This window comes from Kitasatospora sp. NPDC093102, from assembly GCF_040683915.1.
Lineage (GTDB): Bacteria > Actinomycetota > Actinomycetes > Streptomycetales > Streptomycetaceae > Kitasatospora.
In genome coordinates, this window is the sequence record NZ_JBFBFA010000002.1 from 114,175 (window position 1) to 136,548 (window position 22,374).

The window sequence follows — 22,374 nt, forward strand, 5'->3', positions numbered from 1 at the left end:
GTCAGCCCGGCGAACCGAGGGCGGAACGGTGCTCAAGGGCGGAACGGTGCTCAAGGGCGGAACGGTGATCCATGGGTGTGATGGTGACTCAGGGGAGGCTCGGAGGGCGGTACAGGAGCAGGAGTCAGGAGTGGAAGGCGAGTTGGGCCGGCTCAGGAGCCGATGTCGATGAGCACCCCGTGGGAGGTGGCGATGGTGACGGCGAGGATCACCAGCGAGGTGATGCCGAGGGTCAGGCCGAGGAGGGCGCGGCCGCGCCGGCTGGTGCCGCGGAGCAGGGCCAGCGTGGCCAGGGTGATGGCGATCGGCCCGAGGACGATGTTGAACAGCAGCAGGCCGGGGAGGCCGAGGAGGAAGGAGGCGACGGCGAGGCCGTCCGCTTCGGCGGTGCCCTGACGGTCGCTCTCCTGGCTGCGGGCCTCCGGGCGGCCGGTGCTCTGGCGGCTGACGCTCCGACGGCCGATGGCCGGATGTTCGGTGACGGTGCTCATGGTGGTGCGGGTCCTCTCTGGGGAGTGGCCGCGGGTGCGGTCCGCGGAGCGGCCGGGTCAGCGGTGCCGGAGGCGGGCGATGCCCTCGCGGGCGCCGAAGGCCAGCAGCCAGGCGGTGATGCCCGCGGAGGCGGCGAGGAAGACCGGGAGCGAGGTGTGGGCGGCGGTGCCGATCAGGATGCCCATGGCGACCAGGGCGGAGAACAGGATCACGGCTGGCTCCTTCGGCTGTGGCTGGGACTGCGCCGATTTCGGTTGACAAGTGTTCACTGACTTCGGCCCCACTGTACGCTCGGCTGGCCAAGTTCAGCAAACGAATGTTTACTGAATGGTGTGAGTCACACCGTTGGGGCCCGACAGGCCCAGAAGCAGCAGAGTCGGCGGGCATTGCTGGACGCCGGGCTGCACCTGTTGGCCGATCAGAACCTGGCGAGCCTGGGCGTCCGTGAGGTCACCCGCGAGGCGGGGCTCTCCCCGGCCGCCTTCTACCGGCACTTCCCGGACCTCGCCGCCCTCGGGGTGGCGCTGGTCGAGGAGTCGCTGGCCAGTCTGCACGTCATGATCCGCTCGGTGCTCGCCGAGGCCGGCGGTGCCGAGGAGCTGATCGACCGTGCGGTGGACGTGATCGAGCGGCACGTCCGCGAGCACCGGGCGCACGTCCGCTTCCTGGCGCGTGAGCGGCACGGCGGAGTGCGGCAGGTGCGTGAGGCGATCGACGCCGAACTCGGCGGCTTCGCCGCCGAGGTGGGAGATGCCCTGGCGCTGCAGCCGGTGTCGCAGGGGTGGAGCGAGCGGGACCTGCGGATGCTCGCCGAGCTGTACGTCGACCACATGGTGTCCACGGCCGCCGCCTTCCTGGAGGCGCTGGAGACGGACCCGGCCCGGGGGCAACGGATCGCCGCGACCGCGCGCCTCCAGCTGCGCCTGATCAGCCTCGGCCGGGAACACTGGCCGGCGGGTTGACCGTCCCTGCACGGGAGTTGACGGCCCCGACGGCGGTGGACGGCCGGCCCGCGATCCGGGCCGCCGATCCGGGACCGTCGATCAGGGACGCGAGCTGAGGCCGCCGATCAGGGCCGCGGGCTGAGGCCGCCGAGTCGGACCACGAGCCCAGCGGTTGATCCGGGCGGCGGCGGTAACCGGCCATTGCGTCTTGGGCGGTTCTTGACGTTGCTTTGACTCTTGACAGTAGGTCATGTCCGGGACAGCTTTGGTGGACCCCCACTCGTGGACCCCCACACCGAGAGGTCTCTCATGAAGAAGCCGCTCATAGGCACGGTAGCCACGCTCCTGGTTGCCGGGGCCAGTGCCCTCGTCGGAGCCGTTCCGGCCCAGGCCGCGGCCCCTGCCGCCGAGTCCACCGCCAAGCCCGTCTCCGCCGTCACCTTCGCCGGGACGGTCGCACTCAGCAACTGCTCCGGCTCGCTGGTGCGGATGCCCGGCTCGGCCGCGAGCGACCCGGCCCTGGTGCTCTCCAACGGCCACTGCCTGGAGACCGGCATGCCCGGTCCGGGCGAGGTGGTCCTCAACCGCTCGTCCAGCCGGACCTTCACCCTGCTCAACTCCAGTGGCGGCAGCGCTGCCACGCTGCGTGCGACCAAGATCGTCTACGGTGCGATGACCGACACCGACGTGTCGATCTACCAGCTGAACACGACCTACGCCTCGATCCAGTCCCGGTACGGGATAGCCCCGTTGACCATCGCCGCCACCCACCCGGTCCAGGGCACCTCGATCCGGGTCGTCTCCGGCTACTGGAAGAAGATCTACTCCTGCTCGGTCGACGGCTTCGCCTACCGGCTGAAGGAAGCCGACTGGACCTTCAAGGACTCGGTCCGCTACACCTCCAGCTGCAACGTGATCGGTGGCACCTCCGGATCGCCGGTGGTCGACGCCTCGACCGGCCAGGTGGTCGCGGTCAACAACACGATCAACGAGAACGGCGAGACCTGCACCCTGGACAACCCCTGCGAGGTGGACCAGAACGGCGCGGTGACGGTCCGCCCGGGCATCGGTTACGCCCAGGAGACCTACGGGATCCCGGCCTGCTTCGCCGCCGGCAACCGTTTCGACCTCACCCTTCCCGGGTGCACCCTGCCCCGCCCGTAGGCGAGTAGCCACCCGGCTCGACGGGGAATGGTCGACCGGACGGAATCCTCAACCGGCAGCAGAGCAGGGAAACCCCACTGGCCAGCACTTCTTCCCCGATGGGCCATCCGTGAACGGCGGGTGGCCCATTCGGCCGTCCATCGGCCGGCCGCCGCACCACCCATGCCGTATTACCCACGCCGCATTACCCCACGCCGCACCACCCATGCCGCACGGCCGTACCGGCAGGCGGCATTCATGTCAGGTGAACAGAGGGAGAGTTGATGACCACCACCGTGAGAAGGCTGCTGGTGTCCGCCTTGCTGATACCGCTGCTCGCGTTCGGCGGCCTGGCGGGCCCGGCATCCGCCGCCGACGGCCAGGGCGTGCAGGGTGCACAGTCGGGGCAGGGCGACCAGGGCGACCAGGGCAACGGGTCCCGCCACGGCCGGAGCCCCGCCGACGACCCGAACGCCGACATCAAGGACCGCCTGGCGGCGATCCCCGGGGTGACCATCACCGAGGAGAAGCCGACCACCACCGGTCACCGGTACTTCATCGCCACCTACACCCAGCCGATCGACCACTTCCGGCCCTGGCTGGGCACCTTCCAGCAGCGCTTCAGCCTGCTGCACCGCGGCTACGACCGCCCGACCGTCTTCTACACCAACGGTTACACCCTGGGCACCAGCCCCTCGCGCACCGAGCCGACCCGGCTGGTGGACGGCAACCAGGTGTCCATCGAGTACCGGTTCTTCACCCCCTCCCGCCCGGACCCGGCGGACTGGTCGAAGGCCGGCATCCGCCAGGGCGCCGCGGACTCGCACCGGCTGGTGACCGCGCTCAAGCGGATCTACCAGGAGGAGTGGCTGTCCACCGGCGGCAGCAAGGGCGGCATGTCCTCCACCTACTTCCGCCGCTTCTACCCGGACGACGTGGCCGGCACGATCGCCTACGTCGCGCCGAACAACACGAACGTCAAAGACTCCGAGGCGTACAGCGAATTCTTCCGCACCGTCGGTACCCCCGAGTGCCGGGCCAGGCTGAACGCCGCCCAGCGCGAGCTGCTGGTGCGCCGCGACCGCCTGGAGGCCCGTTACGTCGCGGACAACAAGGCGGCCGGCTCCACCTTCGACACCCTCGGCACCCCGGACCGCGCGTACGAGGCCGGCGTGCTGGACGTGGTCTGGGCGTTCTGGCAGTACAGCCTGGAGTCCGACTGCGCCAAGGTCCCGGTGGCCGCCACCGCGACCGACGACGAGCTGTACGCCTGGTTCGACTCGCAGTCCGGCATCACCGGCAACAGCGACCAGTCGTTGGCGAAGTACACCGCGTACTACTATCAGGCCGCCACCGAGCTGGGCGCGCCGTTCTTCGACGTCTCGCACCTCAAGGGCGTGCTGCACTACGACTACAAGGAGCTCTACTCGGTCCGCAGCTACGTGCCGAAGGAGATCCCGACCGTCTTCAACCCGAACGCGATGCCCGACATCGACCGCTGGGTGAAGCGCGAGGGTGAGCGGATCATGTACGTCTACGGCGGCAACGACCCGTGGGGCGCCAAGCCGTTCCGTCTCGGCCGGGGCAGCGAGGACAGCTACGTCTACACCGTGCCCGGCGGCAACCACGGCTCCAGGATCGGGCAGCTGCCCGCCGCCCAGTCGGCGGAGGCCACCGCCAAGGTGCTGGAGTGGGCCGGTCTGGGCGAACCGGACGCAGCCCGCTCGCAGGCCAAGTCGCTGCAGCCGATCCCGGACTTCGGCCCGCTGGACGTCGAGGGCCAGCGGCTGGAGCAGGAGCGCCGCCCGCTGTAGTGCGGGCGCAGCAAGCCGCACCACGAAGCACGAGCAGGAGGCCGCCCCGGGTTCCGGGGCGGCCTCCTCGCGTCGTTCCGGGCCTCCTCGTGCATCCCGGAACCGCCGGACCCGGCCCGACCGGAAAGGCCCGGCTGGAAGGTCCGACCGGACCCGGCCACCCCCTCCCCGAAGCAGTGAATCAGTGCTTCAATGCTTCCATGGCCTACCGACGCACGCCCGCCGTACAAGCCCGCCTGGACGCCCAGCGCGAAGCGGTGCTCCAGTCGGCGGTCGGCCTGCTCGCCGAGCGTGGCTACGGCGGCTGCACGATGGCCGCCGTGGCGGACCGCGCCGGGATCGCCACCGGCAGCCTCTACCAGCACTTCGCCGGCAAGGCCGAGCTGTCGGTGGAGCTGTTCCGCCGGGTGGTCACTCACGAGATCGACGCGGTCAACGCCGCCGTCGCCCTCCGGGACACCCCGCGGCAGCGGATCGCCGCCGTGGTCGAGACCTTCGCCGCCCGCGCCCTGCGCGCCCCCCGGCTGGCGTACGCGCTGCTGGTGGAGCCGGCCGACGCGGTCGTGGACGTCGAGCGACTGGTGTTCCGGCGGGCGTTCCGGGACGTGATCGCCACCGAGATCGCCGCGGCCGTGGCGAGCGGCGAACTGCCCGAGCAGGACCCGGTGTTGACCGCCGCCGCCCTGGTCGGCGCGGTCGGCGAGGCCCTGGCCGGCCCGCTCGCCGCCGCACCGGCCGGAGCCGCCGGGCCCGAACACGGCGACAACACCCCGAGCGACAACACCACGGTGGTCCCCGCCCTGGTCTCCTTCACCCTGCGTGCCCTGGGAGGACGCGATGACAGCGACGCATGAGGTCACCAACCAGGTGCCCCTGCCGTACGGACACGACACCGCCGCCGACCCCACCCTGCTCGCCGCCCTCCAGCGGGCCGACGCCGGCTGGGCCGAGCCCGAGCTGCGCGAGCTGGGCCGGCTGGCCGGTTCCGAGCAGGCCGCCGAGTGGGGCCGGCTGGCCAACGAACACCCGCCGGTGCTGCGCACCCACGACCGCTTCGGCCACCGGATCGACGAGGTCGAGTTCCACCCGTCCTGGCACGAGCTGATGCGCACCGCCGTCTCGTACGGCCTGCACGCCGCGCCCTGGCGGGACGACCGGCCCGGCGCCCACTCCGCCCGCGCCGCCGGGTTCTACGTCTGGGGCCAGGTCGAGGCCGGCCACACCTGCCCGATCTCGATGACCTACGCCGCCGTCCCGGCGCTGCGCGCCAACCCCGCCCTCGCCGCCGAGCTGGAGCCGCTGCTGGCTGCGCGGGAGTACGACTTCGGGCTGCGCGAGCCGCGGACCAAGCGCGGGCTGATCGCCGGCATGTCGATGACCGAGAAGCAGGGCGGCTCGGACGTCCGCACCAACACCACCACTGCCGCGCCGCAGCCGGACGGCACCTACCGGCTCACCGGCCACAAGTGGTTCACCTCGGCGCCGATGTCCGACCTCTTCCTGACCCTCGCCCAGGCGCCCGGCGGTCTCAGCTGCTTCGTGCTGCCGCGCGTCCTCCCGGACGGCAGCCGCAACCGGCTGCAGCTGATGCGGCTGAAGGACAAGCTCGGCAACAAGTCCAACGCCTCCGCTGAGCTGGAGTACGACGGGGCGGTCGGCTGGCTGGTCGGCGAGGAGGGCCGGGGTGTCCCGACCATCATCGAGATGGTCAACATGACCCGCCTGGACTGCACCATCGGCGCGGCCTCCGGCATGCGCTACGGCGCCACCAGGGCGGTTCACCACGCCCTGCACCGGCGGGCGTTCGGCAAGGCGCTGGTCGACCAGCCGCTGATGCGCAACGTGCTCGCGGACCTGGTGGTGGAGTCCGAGGCGGCCACGATCGTCGCCATGCGGCTCGCCCAGGCCACCGACCGGACCCTCGCCGGGGACGGGAACGAGGCACTGGTGCGGCGGCTGGGCCTGGCGGTGGCCAAGTACTGGGTGTGCAAGCGCGGCCCGGCGCACTCCGCCGAGGCGCTGGAGTGCCTGGGCGGCAACGGCTACGTGGAGGAGTCCGGGATGCCCCGGCTCTACCGGGAGGCGCCGCTGGTGTCGATCTGGGAGGGCTCCGGCAACGTCGCCGCCCTGGACGCGCTGCGCGCCATGGCCAAGCGCCCGGAGAGCGTCGAGGCCTTCCTCGGCGAACTCGATGCCGCCGCCGGTGCGGACCGCCGGCTGGACGCGGCCGTCGCCGCGCTGCGCAAGGAGCTGACCGACCTGGGCGACCTGGAGTACCGCACCCGCCGGCTGGTCGAGTCGATGGCGCTGGCCTTCCAGGGCTCGCTGCTGGTCCGGTACGGCAGCCCGGCGGTGGCCGACGCGTTCTGCGCGAGCCGGCTGGGCGGCGACCACGGCGCCGCCTTCGGCACCCTGCCGGCCGGGGCCGACACCGGAGCGATCATCGACCGTGCCCGCCCGGTGCCCGCGTGAGCACCGGGGAGAGTGCCCACGAGACGAGCGTCCACGAGGCGAGTGCCCACGAGGCGAGCGTCCACCAGGGGGACGTTCAGGAAGCCGCTGTCGTCAGGCAGTTCTGGCAGGCCCTCGGCCTGCCCGGGCTGATCGACGTGCACACCCACTTCATGCCGAAGAACGTCCTCGACAAGGTGTGGGCGTACTTCGACGCGGCCGGCCCGCTGGTGAACCGCCCCTGGCCGATCACCTACCGCGAGGCCGAGGAGCAACGGGTCCGGCGGCTGCGGGACTTCGGCGTCCGGGCGTTCACGTCCATGCTCTACCCGCACAAGCCGGGCATGGCCGGCTGGCTGAACGCCTGGGCCGCCGACTTCGCCGCCCGCACCCCGGAGTGCCTGCACACCGCGACCTTCTTCCCCGAGCCCGAGGCACCCGGCTACGTGGCGCGGGCGATCGAGGACGGCGCCCGGGTGTTCAAGGCGCACCTCCAGGTCGGCGGCTACGACCCGGCGGACCCGCTGCTGGACGAGGTCTGGGGCCTGCTCGCCGAGACCGGCACCCCGGTGGTCACCCACTGCGGGTCCGGGCCGGTGCCGGGCAAGTTCACCGGCCCCGGCCCGATCGGCGCGGTGCTGGCGCGGCACCCCGGCCTGGTCCTGGTGGTCGCCCACCTCGGGATGCCCGAGTACCGCGACTTCCTCGACCTGGCCGAGCGCCACCCGGCCGTCCGGCTGGACACCACCATGGCGTTCACCGACTTCGCCGAGGGCGACGGCCCGTTCCCGCGCGAGGAACTGTCGCGCCTGCGCGGGCTCCGGGACCGCATCCTGCTCGGCAGCGACTTCCCCAACATCCCCTACCGGTACGTCCACCAGCTGGAGGCGCTGACCGGGCTGGGGCTGGGGGAGGAGTGGCTGCGGGCGGTCTGCCACGACAACGGGGCCGCCCTCTTCGGGCTGTCCGCCGGGACGGCCGGCTGACCGTCCCGGCATCGTCAGGCGACTGCCCGCAGCACCTTGAGCGCCTGCGCGTGCAGCCCGGGCGCGGCGGCGAGGATGCCGCCGGAGCCGGCCGTCCAGGCCGACCCGGTGGTGTCCGTCACCGCCGCGCCCGCCTCGCGCGCGATCAGCGCCCCGGGCAGCAGGTTGGCCGCGTCGAGGCCGTACTCCCAGAACAGCGCCAGGTGCCCGGAGCCGACCTGGGCCACCTGGAGTGCGGTCGGGCCGAGGTTGCGCACTGCCAGGACCGCCCCCGCCATCGCGGACAGCGACTCGCCCGCCCGGCGCAGCGCCACCGGATCGGCGGCCACCCGCGGCGGCTGGCTGGTGGCAGCGACGGTGACCGCCAACTCCCGCTCCAGGGGCGCGATCGGCCGCCCGTCCAGCTCGGCCCCGCCGCCGAGCACCGCCCGGTAGGTGCGCCCGTTCTGCTCCGGGGCGTGCACCACGGCCAGCACCGCCACACCGTCCCGCACCAGCGTGGCGGTCACCGCCCAGTGCGGCTGCCCGAGCAGGTACTGCACCGCGCCGTCGGTCGCGTCGCACAGCCACCACTCGCCCTCGGCGGGCACCGAGCCGTCCGGTTCTCCGGGCACCCAGCCGGCCTGCGGGCGCAGCGCCGTCAGCCGCTCCCGCAGTGCGGCGGCCGCGGGGCCGTCCAGCTCGGCGAAGCGGGCCGCCGCCTCCTCGACGGTCCGTGCCGTGATCGGGTCGGCGGACCGGCGTGCCGCCAGCCCCGTACCGACCTCGCGCACCGCGGCTTCCACGCTCTCCGCCAGCGTCCACAGCTCGTTCGTCACGGTGACTCCTCCTTGCTCCGGGCCGGTCTGCACTCCGGCCGATCGGGACAAGGAGTACCGTCGGGGCTGCCGAACAGGACGCAGAAGTCGCTGATACGACGGAGATCGGACATCATGGACCTCTCCACTGCCGATCCGGACACCGTGCTGGACACGCTCGACCGCCGCCTGGTGTGCGCGCTCCAGGTGGACGGACGGGCCGAACCCGGCCGGATCGCCGAGGTGCTGGGCGTCTCCGCCCGGACGGTCACCCGCCGCCTGGGGCGGATGGGGCAGGCCGGGGTGCTGCGGGTGGTCCGGCTGCCGGACGTCGAGGACGCCGCCGTGGGCGCGCTGCTGCTGCGGGTCCGGGTGCTGAGCGGCCGGGTGGACGCCATCGCGCAGGCCCTCGCCGACCGCCCCGACGTTCCGTTCGTCGACGTGATGCTCGGCGGCCACGAGGTCGGCGCCGTGATGCTCACCGACGCCGGCTCCCGCGACCGGCTGCTGTACGGGCAGCTGCCCGCGACCGGCGCCGTCACCGAGACCACCGTCCACGTCGTGCTGCACGCCTTCGCCGACGCCGGGCAGTGGCGGGCCGGGTACCTGACCGGGGAGGAGGCCGCCGGGCTCGCCCGGAGCGCCGTCCCGCGCCCCGCCGCACCGCCACCGTTGGACGGCCTCGACCGCGCGCTGTTGGAGCGGCTGGGCGAGGACGCCCGGCAGTCCCACGCCGTGCTGGCCGCGGCCGTCGGCGCGCCCGAGTCCACGGTGCGCCGCCGACTGCACCGGCTGGACGGGGCCGGGCTGCTGCGCACCCATGCCACCGTGGACCCGCGGCTGCTCGGCATGGCCGTGGACGCCAACCTCTGGCTGGACGTGCCGCCCGGCCGGCTCGCCGAGGTCGGCGCGGTGCTGGCCCGCCACCCGCAGGTGCACGGGGTGTTCGCCACCAGCGGCCCGGCCAACCTGCTGGCCACGGTGTTCTGCCCGGACCACGGCGAGCTGTACCGCTTCCTCACCGGCACCCTCGGCCCGCTCGGCGTCGCCCGGGCCGAGACCACCATCACCGCCCGGGCGGTGAAGCGGGCGGGCGTTCTGCTCCGGCAGCCGCCCCGGCGGCCGTGAGGCCCTTTGAACGATTCCCGCGGGGGAGTGCGGCGGAGAGCAGGCCGCCGGGGACCCGGCCGGGCGGCCGTTACCTGCGAGGTAATCGACGCCCGCCGCTCCACCGGGCAGGGTGGTGGCACCCGGCGACGCCGCCACGGCCCCGGGCTCTCACCCCCTGACAGGAGGCGATCCGCCATGTCCGCCCACGCGAACACCCTCACGCCCGCCCGGCCCGGTTCCGCCTTCTCGCTCCGGACGGTGCGCGGTGCCCTCGCCCTGGACGCCCTGGTCACCGGCGGCAACGGCCTGGCCTACCTGCTCTTCTCCGGCCCGCTCGGCGAGCTGCTCGGCGCCGGCCGCACCACCCTGGTCGACGTCGGGCTCTTCCTCCTCGGGTACGCGCTCGCGGTCGGTGCGCTGGCCGCCCGCCGACGGCCGCCGGTGTTCGGGGTACGGACCGTGATCGGCCTCAACCTGGCCTGGGTGGTGCTCAGCCTGGTCGCGACGGAGCTGTGGCTGGAGCCGACCACCGCCGGCTTCGTCTGGATCCCGGTGCAGGCCGCGGCGGTGGCCCTGTTCGCCGTCCTCCAGTTCACCGCCCTGCGGCGACAGGCCCGCGAGCAGCTCTAACGCTCCGGCCCGACCACGGACTGCAGGAACCGCACCGTCTGTGCGTCGGCCGGCAGGAAGGTCTCCATGGCCAGCTCGGAGACGGTGACGTCCAGCGGCGTGTTGAAGGTCGAGATGGTGGAGAGGAAGGAGAGCACCCGCCCCTCGTGCCGGATCCGCAGCGGCAGCGCGAACGGGAACCCGTCGGCAGCCGGACCGTCCGCCGGGTCCTCGGCCGGGCCGTCCGCCGGGTCGTGGGCCGGCTCGGGGTAGCCGCGGACCTCCTCGTACAGCCGGCGCAGGGGCTCGGCGCGGACCAGCTCCAGCTGCCGTTCCATCCGCTCCAGCAGGTGCCGCCGCCACTGGCGCAGGTTGACGATGCGCGGTGCCAGCCCGTCCGGGTGCAGGGTGACCCGGATCGCGTTGAACGGCGGCTCCAGCAGGTGCGGGGCGACGCCGTCCACGAGCAGCCCGAGCGAGCGGTTGGCCGCCAGTACCCGGAAGGACCCGTCGACCACGACCGCCGGGTACGGGTCGTGGGCGGCCAGCAGCCGTTCCAGCCCGCCGCGCAGCGCGGCCATCGACGGGTCGTCCAGCGGCGTCTCGGGGTAGTGCGGGGCGTAGCCGGCCGCCAGCAGCAGGGTGTTGCGTTCGCGCACCGGGACGTCCAGCTGCTCGGCCAGCCGTAGCACCAGCTCCCGGCTCGGCCGGGAACGGCCGTTCTCGACGAAGCTGAGGTGGCGGGCCGAGGAGTCCGCCCGCAGCGCCAGTTGCAGCTGGCTGAGCTGCCGTCGTTCCCGCCAGCCGCGCAGCAGCGGGCCGACGCCGGTTCCCGTCGGGCTGCCCATGCCCGCCATGATCGTCATGGCCAAGGACGGTACTCGAACGAGCCCGGTCGGCGGGAGAGGGCGGTCGGAAGGGCGTGGTCGCGGCAGGGTGGTCGCGGCGCGCCGAGCACGAACGGGCTACCGGGCTCAGACGCCGGTGCTCGACCCCGGGCGGATGACCATGAGCACCACGACCACGGCCCACAGCAGGTTGAACACCCCGGCGGTCATCGGCAGCATCTTCAGGCCGCTGACGGCCTTGGTGTGCCGCTCGTCCGACGGGTCGAGATCGAGTGCGTCCACGGCGGCCTGCTGGCCGGGCAGCACGAAGAGCAGCAGTGCGAGCGCGGCGATCGCGGTCAGCACCATCGAGACGATCACCCAGGACTGTCCGAGCACGTCCATCACCTGGGCCAGGCCGATGCCCAGCACCGGCACCGCGACCCCGAGCAGCGCGTAGACCTGGGTGATCCGGTGCAGCACGCGCAGCACGCCGGCGTCGGAGGCCCGGTCCGGCCCGCCGGCCAGCGCGGCCTTCGCCCGGCGCGGGAACATGCTGACGGCCACCGCGACCGGGCCTATGAACAGGACCGACACGAGGACGTGCAGGCTCAGCAGGAACTTGGCCATGGCGGGGCACCCTTTTGAATCCGGTGGGCAGCTGGTCGGTGGGCACGCGTGTTCGGCGCGCCCACGACCAGGCACGCTAACACCGCTTATCCACCGGCCCACCGCGCGGGTGGGCGCCGGGGCCCGCCCCGGCCTGCGGTCAGCCCGCCGCCGTGAGCTCCACGATCCGGGGCGGGGCGGTGCTGACAGCGGCGACGGCGGCCGCGTGCTCCGGGTCGCTCCAGTCGAGCAGGTGCAGGTCCTCGTACCGGCTGCGCAGCGGCGCGCCCGGCGGGACGGACAGCGGCAGGGCGGAGAGGTCGACCCGGCCGAGGGTGTCCAGGGTGGCCCGCCCGATCTTGATCAGCGACTCCTTGCGCACCCAGAGCCGCAGGAACGCCGCTTCCGGCTCCGGGTCGGCCTCGACCAGGGCGAGCTCGGCCTGGGTGAGCACCCGGCGGGCGACCGAGCCCAGCGAGCCGCCCCGGCTGGACAGCTCGACGTCCACCCCGACCGGCTGGAGCCCGGCGCCGGCCGCGACCACGCCCCGGGTGTGCGACAGGCTCACGTGCACCCCGGGGTGGTCCGGCAGGTAGGGCTTGCCGTGGTCGGCGAGCCCGCAGTCCGGGCACTGCTGGGCGAGGACGAGGCCGGCCACCGGCACGCCGAGCAGCCGGGCGGCGCAGAGCCGGACCAGCAGGTGGCCGGCGGTGAAGTCGATCCGCCCGGACTCGTGCCGGAAGCGCGCGGCGCGCTCCCGCTCCCTGGCGGTCAGCAGGTGCTCGCCCGCCTCGGGGTGCCGCAGCACGGCGTCGGCGGACGCGATGGCAACGAGCGGCGCGCTCTGTTCCTGGGCCTCGGTGGTCATGGTTCAAAACTAGGGCCTCGCCGTTCGTCAGCGACTGCCCGGGGGATGGCTGCTCCATATGTCTGAATTTCAGACCAGATCTGAGGATCTGTAAGGTGCGAACAGTCCGTTGGGGCTGGATCGGCCTGCGCCGTTTCCGTCTCCGTCCGCGCGCCGTTCGCCGGCTCCGGCCGCCTACCGCCCGGCGGGGTAGTGGGCGAGGCCCGAGGCGAGCAGGCCGAAGGACCGCTCCACCGCCGCCTCGACCCGGGTGCGCACCGCCTCGGCCGGCTCCCCGGCCACCACGGCCCGACGGACCTCGCCGAGCACCGCCCGGTGGGCCCCCGCGACGGCTCCGGCCACGATCCGGGGGAGCGGGTCCCGGGGCTCGGCCCCCGACTCCTCGGCCAGGGCGGCCGCCAGTGCCGCCTCGGCCCGTTCGCCGAGTTCCAGCAGCCGGGCCCGCAGCGCCGCGCTGTCCTCGACGATCCGCCAGAACGCCGCCATCCCCGGGTTCAGCCCGACCGTCGGCTCCCCGCTCGCGAAGGCCGCCAGCAGGTCGGCCCGGACGGCGTCCACGGCGGAGCCGCCCGCCGGGCGGCGCCGGACCACTTCGGCCAGGTGGGCGACCACCTCCTCCTGCCGGTCGAAGAACAGGTCCTCCTTGGTCGGGAAGTAGTTGAAGACCGTGTTCGGCGAGACCCCGGCGGCCCGGGCCACCTCGACCACCGTGACCCGGTCGAACCCGCGCTCGGCGAACAGGCCCATGGCGGTGTCGGCGAGCAGCTCCCGGGTCTGCTGCTTCTTGAGTTCGCGAAGTCCCATGGCCGGATCCTATCCGCAGATCATGGTGTCACTGCAAACTTGCAGTGACACCAAAAATATCCGCTACGGTGGCGGTATGACCTTCACCTTCGGCATCTACCCCGGCGGACCGGTCGGTGACGACACCGGCGTGATCATGCCCGCCCGCCCTGACGACCCGGCCCGGATCGCCGCCGCCCTGCGCGAACTCCAGGGCGGCGCGGCGGAGTTCCTGGTCCGCGCCTACCGCTCGTACCCGGGCGGCGAGCACACCCCCGAGCGGCCCGGACGGTACGCCGTCGAGGGCCGCCGGCTCGACCTGGTGGTCCAGTACCGGGAGCGCAGCGGGGAGCCGGCGGGCTGGCTGGACTTCGTCCGGCGGACGGTCCGGACCGAGGGGCGCCGCCTCGCCCTGCTCCAGATCTGCGAGGAGCCCAACCTCGACCTCCCGCCCGTGGACGGCAGCATCCCGAACGTCCGCCGGGCGCTGGTCGAGGGTGTGATCGCGGCCAAGGAGGAGGCGCTGGCCCGCGGATTCGACCGTCTGGCCGTCGGCTTCAACGCGGTGCCCTCCTTCGACCCCGCGGACACCTTCTGGTCCGAGCTCGGCCGGCTCGCAGACGAGCGCTTCCACCGTGCCCTGGACTACGTCGGCCTGGACTTCTTTCCGGATGTCTTCCGCCCCGTCCCGCCCGGTCAACTTGCCGACGCGGTACGGGCGGTGCTCACCGGCTTCCGTCGGGACACGCTGCCCCGGGCCGGGATCGGGCCCGGTGTTCCGCTGCGGATCTGCGAGAACGGCTGGCCCACCGGCCCCGGGCGGAGCGAGGCGCGGCAGGCCGAGGTGGTCCGGACGGTGGCCGGGCTCGCCGCCGAACTCAACGTCACCGGTTACGCGTTCTTCGCCCTGCGCGACGCGGACAGCGCGGGCGCCGGGCTGTTCCCGCACTTCGGCCTGCTGCGCGACGATTACACGCCCAAGCCGGCCTTCGCGGTCTACCGCGGACTGGTCGAAGAGCTGACGAAAAGCTGACGAAGCGCGGCGAACTGGCGGCCGGTGCGGGCTAGTTCGCCTCGAAGAAGCGCTCCACCGTGCGGCGCTGTTCGGCGACGGTGTGCACCGGCTCGCCGATCACCCGGCCGGCCAGCGCGACGGCCAGTTCGCCGACGTCCCGGCGCAGCAGGCGGGCCGCCTCGGCCCGGTCGGCGGCGATCCGCGCGCGGCCGGTGGCGAGCAGTTCGTCCCGGTCGCGGATGCCCTCCGCGCGGGCAGCGGCCATCGCCGCCGCGCCGCGCTCGGCGTACTCCTGCCGGATCCGGGCCGCCTCGTGCCGGGCCTCGGCCAGCTCCCGCAGGCGGGCCTCCCAGGTGGCCTCGGCCTCGGCGAGCAGGGCCTCGGCGCGTTCGGCGCGCCCCTCGGTGGCCTCCCAGCGTTCGGACTGCACTCGTTCGATCCGGGGGAGCAGATGGCGGCCGAGCGTCCACAGCAGCAGGAAGAACAGTGCCAGGCCGAGGATCAGCGGGGCCGGTTCGGGCTTGAGCGGGCCGATTTCGAGGTTCACGCACGACCTCCCCAGGGTGTGACGCTCCGTCAGTCCGAAGCTTCCCCAAGGGCGACGGCGATCGAACTCGGCGCGGAGATGAGCTGCGTCACGGTGGCCTCCGGGGCGGTGTCACCGCGCTCCGGAGGCCGCGGGGCGCACGGCGTGGGTCTCACCGGGCGGGTCTCACCGGGTGTGTCCCACTGCGCCGGGCTCGCCGTGTGGGGCTCTCATTGCCCCATGACGTACTTGACGGTCGGGCCGGTGGTCCAGCCGCCGTCCACCGCCAGCTCGGCGCCGGTGACGTAGGAGGAGTCGTCGGAGAGCAGGTAGACCACGGCGCCGGCGATCTCGGGCGCCTCGCCGACCCGGCCCATCGGGGTGTTGGGGTAGTTGCCCTCGCCGCGCCGGATGCCGACCGAGGCTGTCATCGGGGTGTAGGTCATGCCCGGGTGCACCGAGTTGACCCGGATCCGCTCGGTGCCCAGTTCGACTGCGCCGATCTTGCTCAGGCCGCGTACGCCCCACTTGGAGGCGCCGTAGCCGGCGGTCAGCGCCAGGCCCATCAGGCCCGCCGCCGAGGAGATGTTGACGATCGAGCCGCCGCCGGCCGCGCGGAGCGCCGGGACGACCGTCTTCATCCCGATGAACACGCCGGTCAGGTTGATGTCCAGGACCTTGCGGAAGTGCTCGACGCTCTCCTCCACGAGCAGCGTGCCGGTGGAGATCCCGGCGTTGTTGACCAGGCCGTGCACCGCGCCGAACTCCGCCACCGCGAAGTCCACCACGCGCTGCCAGTCCTCCTCCGAGGTCACGTCGTGCCGCACGAACCGTGCCTGCTCGCCGAGTTCGGCGGCGGCGGCCTTGCCGTCCTCCTCCAGGACGTCGGTGATCACCACCTGGGCGCCGGACGCGACGGCGAGCCGGGCGGCCTCGGCGCCCAGGCCGCGGGCTCCGCCAGTGATGATGACGGTCTTGCCGGTGAGGTCGTTCATGACCTGCTCCTTCGGGGGGTGGGGGAGGAGAGCATGGCGGCGGACATCGTCACCAGGTCGGCGAGGAAGGTCTCCTCGTCCGTCAGGGGGGTGGAGCCGGTCAGGTACTGCTGGGCCCGGTCGGCCAGGGCCGCGCCGATCAGGGTGAGGACCAGGTCGATCCGCTCCAGCCGGATCGGCTCCGGCAGGGCGGAGATCCGCTCCTCGACGAGCTCGATCAGCTGCCAGTAGCCGCCGCCGGCCAGCGTCGGGTGCGGGGTCCGGGTGCGGACCCCGCTGTTGTGGCTGACCTGCGCGGAGATCCGCAGGCAGTGCCGGCCCTGCTTGGTGCGCAGCTCGGTGGCCTCGGCCGCGACCAGGGCGCCGAGCAGTGCGGGCAGGTCCGCGTCCGCGAGTGCGGGCAGTCGCGGCGCGAGGGCCCGCTCGGTGCGCTCCTGGCGGCCGGCCATGATCGCGTCGAGCAGGCCCTCGCGGGAGCCGAAGTGGTACTGCACGGCGGACGGGTTGCTCTGTCCGGCCAGCCGGGTGATGTCCCTGGTCAGTGCGGCTTCCACGCCCCGGGCGGCGAAGAGTTCCTCCGCCGCCCGCAGCAGCCTCTCGCGGGTCTCGTGGCCCGCCGACGTCCTTGCCATGCCCGCAAGATTAATGCTGCGCATTATTAATGGCAAAGGGCGGCAACGGACCGAAGGCGCCGGGCCTCGGTTATGTCACCTCGCCCCGGCGGGAGAAGCGCTCCGCCCGCCACTCGCCGCTCTCCAGCACCTCGGCCAGCTGCCGGGCCGCGTCCCACACCTCGGTGTACGACAGGTAGAGCGGGGTGAAGCCGAAGCGCATCAGGTCCGGCGCGCGGAAGTCGCCGATCACCCCGCGCTCGATCAGCGCCTGCACCACCGGGTAGCCGTCGGCGTGCCGCAGCGCGACCTGGCTGCCGCGCCGGGCGTGCGCGCGCGGGGTCACCACTTCGACGCCGTCCAGGCCCTCGGTCAGCGACACGAACAGGTCGGTCAGCGCCAGGCTCTTCGCGCGCACCGCCGCCAGGTCGACCCGCTCCCAGACGTCCAGCGAGGCACCGAGGGCGGCCTGGCCGAGCAGCGAGGGCGAGCTGGTCAGGAACCGGCCGATGCCCGGCTTCGGGTCGTACCCGGACTCGAAGGCGAACGGCCGGGCGTGGCCGAACCAGCCGCTCAGCGGCTGGAGCGGGCCGGCCGCCAGGTGCCGCTCGGCGACGTACAGGAAGGCCGGTGAGCCGGGGCCGCCGTTCAGGTACTTGTAGGTGCAGCCGATCGCGAAGTCCGCGCCGGCGGCGTCGAGTCCGACCGGCAGCGCACCCACCGAGTGGCACACGTCCCAGATCATCAGGGCGCCCGCGGCCTGCACCCGGGCGGTGATCCCGGGCATGTCCAGCAGCTCGCCGGTGCGGTAGTCCACGTGCGAGAGGACGACCGCGGCGAGGTCCCCGTCCAGGTGCCGGTCCAGCTCCTCGGGGCGGATCAGCGCGCTGCGCGCGCCCTCGACCAGGCCGGTCACGCCCTCGGCGATGTACAGGTCGGTCGGGAAGGCCTCGGCGTCGCCGAGCACCGTGCGCCGGCCCGGGCGCAGCCGCAGCGCGGCCGACAGCACCTTGAAGAGGTTGACCGAGGTGGTGTCGCAGACGACCACTTCCTCCGGATCAGCCCCGACCAGAGGCGCGATCCGCCGTCCCAGCCGGTACGGCTGCTCGAACCAGCCGGCGTCGTTCCAGCTGCGGATCAGCTCCCGGCCCCACTCCTCCTCGACCACCTGGCGCACCCGCTCGGGCGTGCGCACCGGCAACGCGCCCAGCGAGTTGCCGTCCAGGTAGATCACCCCGTCCGGCAGGGCGAACTCCTTGCGGAACGCCGCCAGCGGGTCGACGGCGTCCAGCGCCGCGCAGTCCTCGCGCGTGGTCATGCCCATCCCCTCGGTCCCCTCGCTCACAGCCTGCTCCGTTCCTTCCCGCTCTGTTCCTTCCCGTCCCGCCACGGTTCGTCCCGCCACGGTTCGTCCCGCCATGGTCCGTCCGGCCGCGGTTCGTCCCGCCGTGGTCCGTCCCGCCGTGGTCCGTCCCGTCACAGTCCGTCCCGGATCGTCCACAGCTCGGGGAACACGTCCTGCTCGGCGGACCTGCGCAGCCAGGTCAGCCCGCTGGAGCCGCCCGAGCCGGGCTTGCCGCCCATGGTCCGCTTGACCGCGGAGAGGTGGCGCTGGCGCCACCGGGTGACCCGCTCGGCCACGTCCAGCAGGGCCTCGCCGAGCGGCTGGAGCGCGGCGAACTCCGGGTCGGTGTACACCCGCCGCCAGGCCGCCTCGACCTCCGCGGACGGCTGGTAGCGCTGCTCGGAGGGTGCCCGGTGCGGGGCCAGGCCGCGGCGCGCCAGGAGCGCCAGCGCCTCGTCGTACAGGCCGGGGGAGCGCAGCGCCTCGGTCAGTTCGGCCTGCGTGCCGGGCATCCCGTCGTACATCTTCAGCAGCGCGGCGTTCTTGTTGCCGAGCAGGAACTCCAGCCGCAGGAAGGCGGAGGACTGGAACCCGGAGGCCTCGCCGAACAGCGAGCGGAAGGAGTTGAACTCGTGCGGGGTCATGGTGGCCAGCAGGTCCCAGGACTCCACCAGCACGTCCTGCACGTGGGTGCCCCGGCGCAGCGCGGCCAACGCGGCGGTCAGGTCGTCCTCGCGCAGCGCCTGCCGGGCGAGCGTCCACTCGTGCCGCAGCAGGTCGAACAGCAGCTCCATCACCTGGGTGGTGACGATGAACGACAGCTCGGCAGGCTCCTCGCTGCGCGGGTGCTGGAGACCGTGCAGCTCCTCCAGACGCACGTACTGGGCGTACGGGGTGCCCCGGCCCGGCGCTCCGCCCCGACCGAACGACAGGTTGGGTGTCTCCACCGTGTCGTGCCCCATCCCGACTCCTCCTGATCCTTCCGGGCCCCGTCGCCCGGTCCGGTGAACCAGCCGGACTGCGGGGTTCCACCGGGTGCCCATTGTGCGGCGGAGGTGCCGCCCGCTTGAATGGTCGACGGGCATCGCAACCGCCTTTGGAGCTTTTGTTCGCGAGGCGTTCCGCCGGTTCGCTTTACGAATGGAAATCCCATGATCCCGACCACCCGGGAGGTCGCCTTGGACGCCGTCGACCGCCGCCTGCTCGCCGAGCTCCAGGCCGACGCCCGGCTCTCGTACAACGAACTCTCCCGCCGGGTGAGCCTGTCCGCACCCGCGGTGGCCGAACGGGTCCGCAGGCTGGAGTCCGAGGGGGTGATCAGCGGCTACCACGCCCACGTGGACCTCACCCGGGCCGGGCTGCCGATCACCGCGCTGGTCCAGATCCAGTGCTACGGCCCGCGCTGCGTGCTGCGCGACCCGGACGTGCCGACCTGGCCGGAGGTGGTCCAGCTGCACCGGGTCACGGGCGGGGCGTGCTGCGTGCTGCTGGTCGCGGTGTCGACGATGGCCGAGTTCGAGGCGGTGTGCGACCGGCTCGGCGGCTACGGCCAGCCGTCCAGCTCGATGATCCTCTCCAGCCCGGTGCCCTGGCGGCCGGTGGTTCCGCGTTGACCGCGGCGGGCGGCGGGCGGCGGGCGGCTGGCCTTGACGCGGGCGTCAAGCAGTAGGTTGCCCGGCATGCCGAACGAGCGCCACATCCTGCTGCTGCCCGGGAGCCTGCGGGCCGGCTCCACCAACGAGACCGTGCTGCGCACCGCGGCCGCGGTGGCCGCGGCCACCCCGGGCCTGCGGGCCACGTACTACGAGGGACTCGCCGGGCTGCCGCACTTCAACCCGGACCACGACACCGACCCGCTGCCGGAGCCGGTGGCCGCGCTGCGGACCGTGATCGAGGCGGCCGACGCGCTGCTGGTCTGCACCCCCGAGTACGCCGGGACGCTGCCGGGCGCGTTCAAGAACCTGCTGGACTGGACGGTCGGCGGGGTCGAGATCTCGGACAAGCCCACCGCCTGGATCAACGCCGCCGGCCCGGGCCGCGGCCTGGGCGCCGAGGCCACCCTGCGCACCGTGCTCGGCTACACCGGTGCGGCCGTGCTGGACGAGGCCTGCGTCCGGCTTCCGCTGGAGCGCGGCGCGGCCGGCCCGGACGGGCTGGTCGCCGACCCGCTGGTGCGCGAGCGGATCGGCGAGGTGCTGGCCCGACTCGCGGCGGGCTGACCGCCGCCCGGCCCCGGGCTCAGTGCGCCTCCGGCAGGTGCACTCCGAGCCCGGCCAGGCCCTCCAGGAACAGCTCGACGCCGACCGCCGCCAGGAGCAGTCCGAGCAGCCGGGACAGCACCTCCAGCGAGGTGCGGGGGGTGCGTCGCATCAGCGGTGCGAGCACCGCCACGCAGAGGTAGTTGATCACCGCGACGGCCACGTACGCCCCGGCGACGGTGGCCTTCCAGCCCCAGTTGTCCTGGTTGAGCGAGGCGACCAGGACGGCCGTGACGGCGAGCGGGCTGGCGATGTACGGCAGCAGCAGTTCGCGGATGCCGTCCATCAGCGGGTTCGCCAGGTGCTCGTCCTCGTCACCGTCCCTGCCGAGGTGGACGCCGAAGACGAGGGCGACGGCGTAGACGAAGAAGATCGTCCCGCCGGCGAGCTGGAGCGACTGGTCGTTGATGTGGAACAGGGTGGTCAGCTCGTCGGCCCCGAAGCCGAGCACCAGGCCGATCACCGCCGAGACGGCCGTGCTGAGCGCCGCCAGCCGTCGCAGCTCCTGGTTGCTCCTGGTCCCGGCCAGCCGGGCGAAGGACAGCAGGGTCTTCGGCGGGCCGACCACGGCGAAGAAGGTGATGAAGGCGCTGCTCAGGTTGAAGACGAACATGAGCCAAGCATGGCCGCGGGGCCCCGGGCAGCCGGTCCGCCACGCCCCGCGGCCGGGCGTGGCGTGAATCTCCTCGCCGGGCGGTTCATTCCTGGTCGTGGGCGAATTCGCCCGGATGGCGGTCCCGGCTCGAAGGGGCGGGCGCTCTCGGGTGCTATGGAGGCAGGGCTGCCACCGAGCAGGCCACTTTGCCGCGGAAGCGAGGATGCGACATGTGCCTGAACCGTAAGGACCTGGGCCTGCTGGCCCTGCGCAGCGCGGTCGGCGGTGTGCTGATCGCGCACGGCACCCAGAAGCTGTTCGGCTGGTTCGGGGGCGGCGGCCTGGAGGGCACCACCCAGGCCATGGAGCAGATGGGCTTCCGCCCGGCCCGGCAGAGCGCGCTCGCGGCCGGTCTCGGCGAGGCGGGCGGCGGCGCGCTGCTGGTGGCCGGGCTGGCCACCCCGGCGGCCGGCGCGGTGGTGGCCGGGACGATGGCGGGCGCGGTGTCGGTGCACGCGCCGGCCGGTTTCTTCGCGATGTCCGGCGGCTACGAGTACCCGGCCTTCCTCGGTGCGACCGGGCTGGCGATCGGCCTGGCCGGCGCGGGCCGGTACTCGCTGGACCACCTGACCGGCCACGTCTTCGACCGGCCGTGGATCGGCATGGTGTCCTTCGTGGCGAGCGTCGCCGGGGCGTACGGCGTGGTCTCGCGGCGCCGGCACCTGGTGCGGCTGCGCGAGGAGCGGGCCGCGGTGGACGCGGACGAGCAGGAGGGCTCGGGGCTCTCGTAGCAGCCGCTTCACCCGGAGGCAGCAGCCCTGCTGGCGGCGGTCCTCCGGCTCTCGGAGGGTGGACGGGGAGGTGTGCCGGACAGCCCGGCGCCGACCGGAAACGAGGGACCGCATGGACCGTCAGCCACTTGCCCGCACCGGCTCGCCGCGCCCGCCGAGGGCGACCGCACAGGACCTGGGCGCACCGCCGCTGCGCCACCAACGGCGTGCGGTGGCAGGGGCGTTGGCGTCGGTCGTGGTCGGCGTGGCGGTGCTCGGGGGCTGCTCCTCGGGCAAGAGCGCGCAGAGCGTGGCCTCCTCGGCGGCGGCCGCGGTGGAGAAGGGTGCGAGCGCCGCGGCCTCGGCCGCCTCGGCGCTGGCCTCGGTGGCCGGCGGGGCGGGTGCGGCGATCGCCTCGGCACAGGCGCAGGCCTCGGCGGCGGTGTCGGCGGCCTCCTCGGCCGTCGCCGGGATCAAGGGCGGGCTGGACGCCAAGGCGGACGTCACCGTCGGCGCGGTGAGCACCGGTTCGGACGGCAAGCCGCAGGTGTCGCTGACCGTCACCAACCACGGGCAGCAGACCTTCCGGTACGTGATCCAGCTGAACTTCACCGACGAGTCCGGCAAGGTGGTGGACGCGACGGCGGTGACCGTCCAGGACGTGGCCCCGGGGCAGAGCGCCCAGGCCACCGCGCACGCCAACCGGGACCTCTCCGGCACGGTCAAGGCCGAGGTGGCCAACGCCGTCCGCTACTGACCCGGACCCGGGGCCCGTCTTCGAACCCCCGTCCGCAGGGCGATGCCGGGGCCCAGGCGGCCCGGCTCG

General features: G+C 73.3%; 26 protein-coding genes. 13 read left to right on the plus strand and 13 right to left on the minus strand.

What is annotated here, in order from left to right; all coding sequences use genetic code 11:
- Positions 1-152: 152 nt before the first annotated feature.
- Both AB0O11_RS03840 and AB0O11_RS03845 read right to left on the minus strand, forming a co-directional pair.
- Positions 153-491, minus strand: coding sequence for a DUF4190 domain-containing protein (locus tag AB0O11_RS03840; protein WP_363381428.1), 339 nt, complete (start codon positions 489-491; stop codon positions 153-155).
- Between the two features lie 57 nt (positions 492-548).
- Positions 549-704 (minus strand): hypothetical protein, encoded by a 156-nt coding sequence (locus AB0O11_RS03845; protein WP_363381430.1) that lies wholly within the window; start codon positions 702-704, stop codon positions 549-551.
- A gap of 120 nt (positions 705-824) precedes the next feature.
- On the opposite strand from AB0O11_RS03845, the gene AB0O11_RS03850 reads away from it, so the two are divergent.
- The 6 genes from AB0O11_RS03850 to AB0O11_RS03875 all read left to right on the plus strand — a co-directional run bounded on the left by AB0O11_RS03850 (position 825) and on the right by AB0O11_RS03875 (position 7,830).
- Complete coding sequence (locus tag AB0O11_RS03850; protein ID WP_363381432.1) at positions 825-1,454, plus strand: TetR family transcriptional regulator; 630 nt, start codon at positions 825-827, stop codon at positions 1,452-1,454.
- A 291-nt stretch (positions 1,455-1,745) separates the two neighbouring features.
- Entirely contained in the window at positions 1,746-2,600 is an 855-nt protein-coding gene (locus AB0O11_RS03855; RefSeq protein WP_363381433.1) for a serine protease, read from the plus strand.
- 263 nt (positions 2,601-2,863) lie between these two features.
- Positions 2,864-4,393: a S28 family serine protease gene (locus AB0O11_RS03860; RefSeq protein ID WP_363381435.1), complete on the plus strand. Its 1,530-nt coding sequence runs from the start codon at positions 2,864-2,866 to the stop codon at positions 4,391-4,393.
- A gap of 200 nt (positions 4,394-4,593) precedes the next feature.
- Positions 4,594-5,247: a TetR/AcrR family transcriptional regulator gene (locus AB0O11_RS03865; protein WP_363381436.1), complete on the plus strand. Its 654-nt coding sequence runs from the start codon at positions 4,594-4,596 to the stop codon at positions 5,245-5,247.
- The gene (locus AB0O11_RS03870; protein ID WP_363381438.1) at positions 5,231-6,865 is read left to right on the plus strand and encodes an acyl-CoA dehydrogenase family protein; all 1,635 of its coding nucleotides are present in this window, start codon (positions 5,231-5,233) and stop codon (positions 6,863-6,865) included. Before AB0O11_RS03865 ends, AB0O11_RS03870 begins: the two co-directional genes overlap by 17 nt.
- A 119-nt stretch (positions 6,866-6,984) precedes the next feature.
- Positions 6,985-7,830: an amidohydrolase family protein gene (locus AB0O11_RS03875; RefSeq protein ID WP_363381989.1), complete on the plus strand. Its 846-nt coding sequence runs from the start codon at positions 6,985-6,987 to the stop codon at positions 7,828-7,830.
- Between the two features lie 14 nt (positions 7,831-7,844).
- On the opposite strand, the gene AB0O11_RS03880 is transcribed toward AB0O11_RS03875, so the two are convergent.
- Positions 7,845-8,648, minus strand: coding sequence for an inositol monophosphatase family protein (locus AB0O11_RS03880; protein ID WP_363381440.1), 804 nt, complete (start codon positions 8,646-8,648; stop codon positions 7,845-7,847).
- A gap of 114 nt (positions 8,649-8,762) precedes the next feature.
- Between AB0O11_RS03880 and AB0O11_RS03885 the strand changes: the two genes are divergently transcribed.
- A complete protein-coding gene (locus AB0O11_RS03885; protein ID WP_363381441.1) occupies positions 8,763-9,755 on the plus strand; it encodes an Lrp/AsnC family transcriptional regulator in 993 nt (330 codons plus the stop codon).
- Positions 9,756-9,932: 177 nt separating this feature from the next.
- Entirely contained in the window at positions 9,933-10,367 is a 435-nt protein-coding gene (locus tag AB0O11_RS03890; protein ID WP_363381443.1) for a hypothetical protein, read from the plus strand.
- Here the strand turns inward: AB0O11_RS03890 and AB0O11_RS03895 are convergent.
- The 4 genes from AB0O11_RS03895 to AB0O11_RS03910 all read right to left on the minus strand — a co-directional run bounded on the left by AB0O11_RS03895 (position 10,364) and on the right by AB0O11_RS03910 (position 13,454).
- Complete coding sequence (locus AB0O11_RS03895) at positions 10,364-11,212, minus strand: helix-turn-helix transcriptional regulator (RefSeq protein WP_363381445.1); 849 nt, start codon at positions 11,210-11,212, stop codon at positions 10,364-10,366. The genes AB0O11_RS03890 and AB0O11_RS03895 overlap by 4 nt on opposite strands.
- Before the next feature lie 108 nt (positions 11,213-11,320).
- Positions 11,321-11,803, minus strand: coding sequence for a hypothetical protein (locus tag AB0O11_RS03900; RefSeq protein ID WP_363381447.1), 483 nt, complete (start codon positions 11,801-11,803; stop codon positions 11,321-11,323).
- Positions 11,804-11,942: 139 nt separating this feature from the next.
- Positions 11,943-12,650 carry a 4'-phosphopantetheinyl transferase superfamily protein gene (locus tag AB0O11_RS03905; RefSeq protein WP_363381448.1) on the minus strand — a complete coding sequence of 236 codons (708 nt, stop codon included), beginning with the start codon at positions 12,648-12,650 and terminating at the stop codon, positions 11,943-11,945.
- Positions 12,651-12,824: 174 nt separating this feature from the next.
- A complete protein-coding gene (locus tag AB0O11_RS03910) occupies positions 12,825-13,454 on the minus strand; it encodes a TetR family transcriptional regulator (RefSeq protein ID WP_363381450.1) in 630 nt (209 codons plus the stop codon).
- 76 nt (positions 13,455-13,530) lie between these two features.
- On the opposite strand from AB0O11_RS03910, the gene AB0O11_RS03915 reads away from it, so the two are divergent.
- Entirely contained in the window at positions 13,531-14,466 is a 936-nt protein-coding gene (locus AB0O11_RS03915) for a hypothetical protein (RefSeq protein WP_363381451.1), read from the plus strand.
- A gap of 31 nt (positions 14,467-14,497) precedes the next feature.
- On the opposite strand, the gene AB0O11_RS03920 is transcribed toward AB0O11_RS03915, so the two are convergent.
- The 5 genes from AB0O11_RS03920 to AB0O11_RS03940 all read right to left on the minus strand — a co-directional run bounded on the left by AB0O11_RS03920 (position 14,498) and on the right by AB0O11_RS03940 (position 18,887).
- Positions 14,498-14,995 (minus strand): hypothetical protein, encoded by a 498-nt coding sequence (locus AB0O11_RS03920; RefSeq protein ID WP_363381453.1) that lies wholly within the window; start codon positions 14,993-14,995, stop codon positions 14,498-14,500.
- A gap of 209 nt (positions 14,996-15,204) precedes the next feature.
- A complete protein-coding gene (locus tag AB0O11_RS03925; RefSeq protein WP_363381454.1) occupies positions 15,205-15,969 on the minus strand; it encodes a glucose 1-dehydrogenase in 765 nt (254 codons plus the stop codon).
- Positions 15,966-16,601, minus strand: a complete 636-nt coding sequence (locus tag AB0O11_RS03930; protein WP_363381456.1) for a TetR family transcriptional regulator — start codon at positions 16,599-16,601, stop codon at positions 15,966-15,968. The genes AB0O11_RS03925 and AB0O11_RS03930 overlap by 4 nt, the downstream gene beginning before the upstream one ends.
- Before the next feature lie 70 nt (positions 16,602-16,671).
- Positions 16,672-17,898 (minus strand): kynureninase, encoded by a 1,227-nt coding sequence (gene kynU, locus AB0O11_RS03935; protein WP_363381458.1) that lies wholly within the window; start codon positions 17,896-17,898, stop codon positions 16,672-16,674.
- A 158-nt stretch (positions 17,899-18,056) separates the two neighbouring features.
- Positions 18,057-18,887, minus strand: a complete 831-nt coding sequence (locus AB0O11_RS03940; RefSeq protein ID WP_363381460.1) for a tryptophan 2,3-dioxygenase family protein — start codon at positions 18,885-18,887, stop codon at positions 18,057-18,059.
- Between the two features lie 189 nt (positions 18,888-19,076).
- Between AB0O11_RS03940 and AB0O11_RS03945 the strand changes: the two genes are divergently transcribed.
- Positions 19,077-19,538: an Lrp/AsnC family transcriptional regulator gene (locus AB0O11_RS03945; protein WP_363381462.1), complete on the plus strand. Its 462-nt coding sequence runs from the start codon at positions 19,077-19,079 to the stop codon at positions 19,536-19,538.
- Positions 19,539-19,604: 66 nt separating this feature from the next.
- Positions 19,605-20,144 carry an NADPH-dependent FMN reductase gene (locus AB0O11_RS03950; RefSeq protein WP_363381463.1) on the plus strand — a complete coding sequence of 180 codons (540 nt, stop codon included), beginning with the start codon at positions 19,605-19,607 and terminating at the stop codon, positions 20,142-20,144.
- 19 nt (positions 20,145-20,163) lie between these two features.
- On the opposite strand, the gene AB0O11_RS03955 is transcribed toward AB0O11_RS03950, so the two are convergent.
- Positions 20,164-20,796: a MarC family protein gene (locus AB0O11_RS03955; protein ID WP_363381465.1), complete on the minus strand. Its 633-nt coding sequence runs from the start codon at positions 20,794-20,796 to the stop codon at positions 20,164-20,166.
- Between the two features lie 212 nt (positions 20,797-21,008).
- Between AB0O11_RS03955 and AB0O11_RS03960 the strand changes: the two genes are divergently transcribed.
- The gene (locus AB0O11_RS03960; protein WP_363381467.1) at positions 21,009-21,569 is read left to right on the plus strand and encodes a DoxX family protein; all 561 of its coding nucleotides are present in this window, start codon (positions 21,009-21,011) and stop codon (positions 21,567-21,569) included.
- 112 nt (positions 21,570-21,681) lie between these two features.
- A complete protein-coding gene (locus AB0O11_RS03965) occupies positions 21,682-22,305 on the plus strand; it encodes an FxLYD domain-containing protein (protein WP_363381469.1) in 624 nt (207 codons plus the stop codon).
- Positions 22,306-22,374 lie beyond the last annotated feature (69 nt).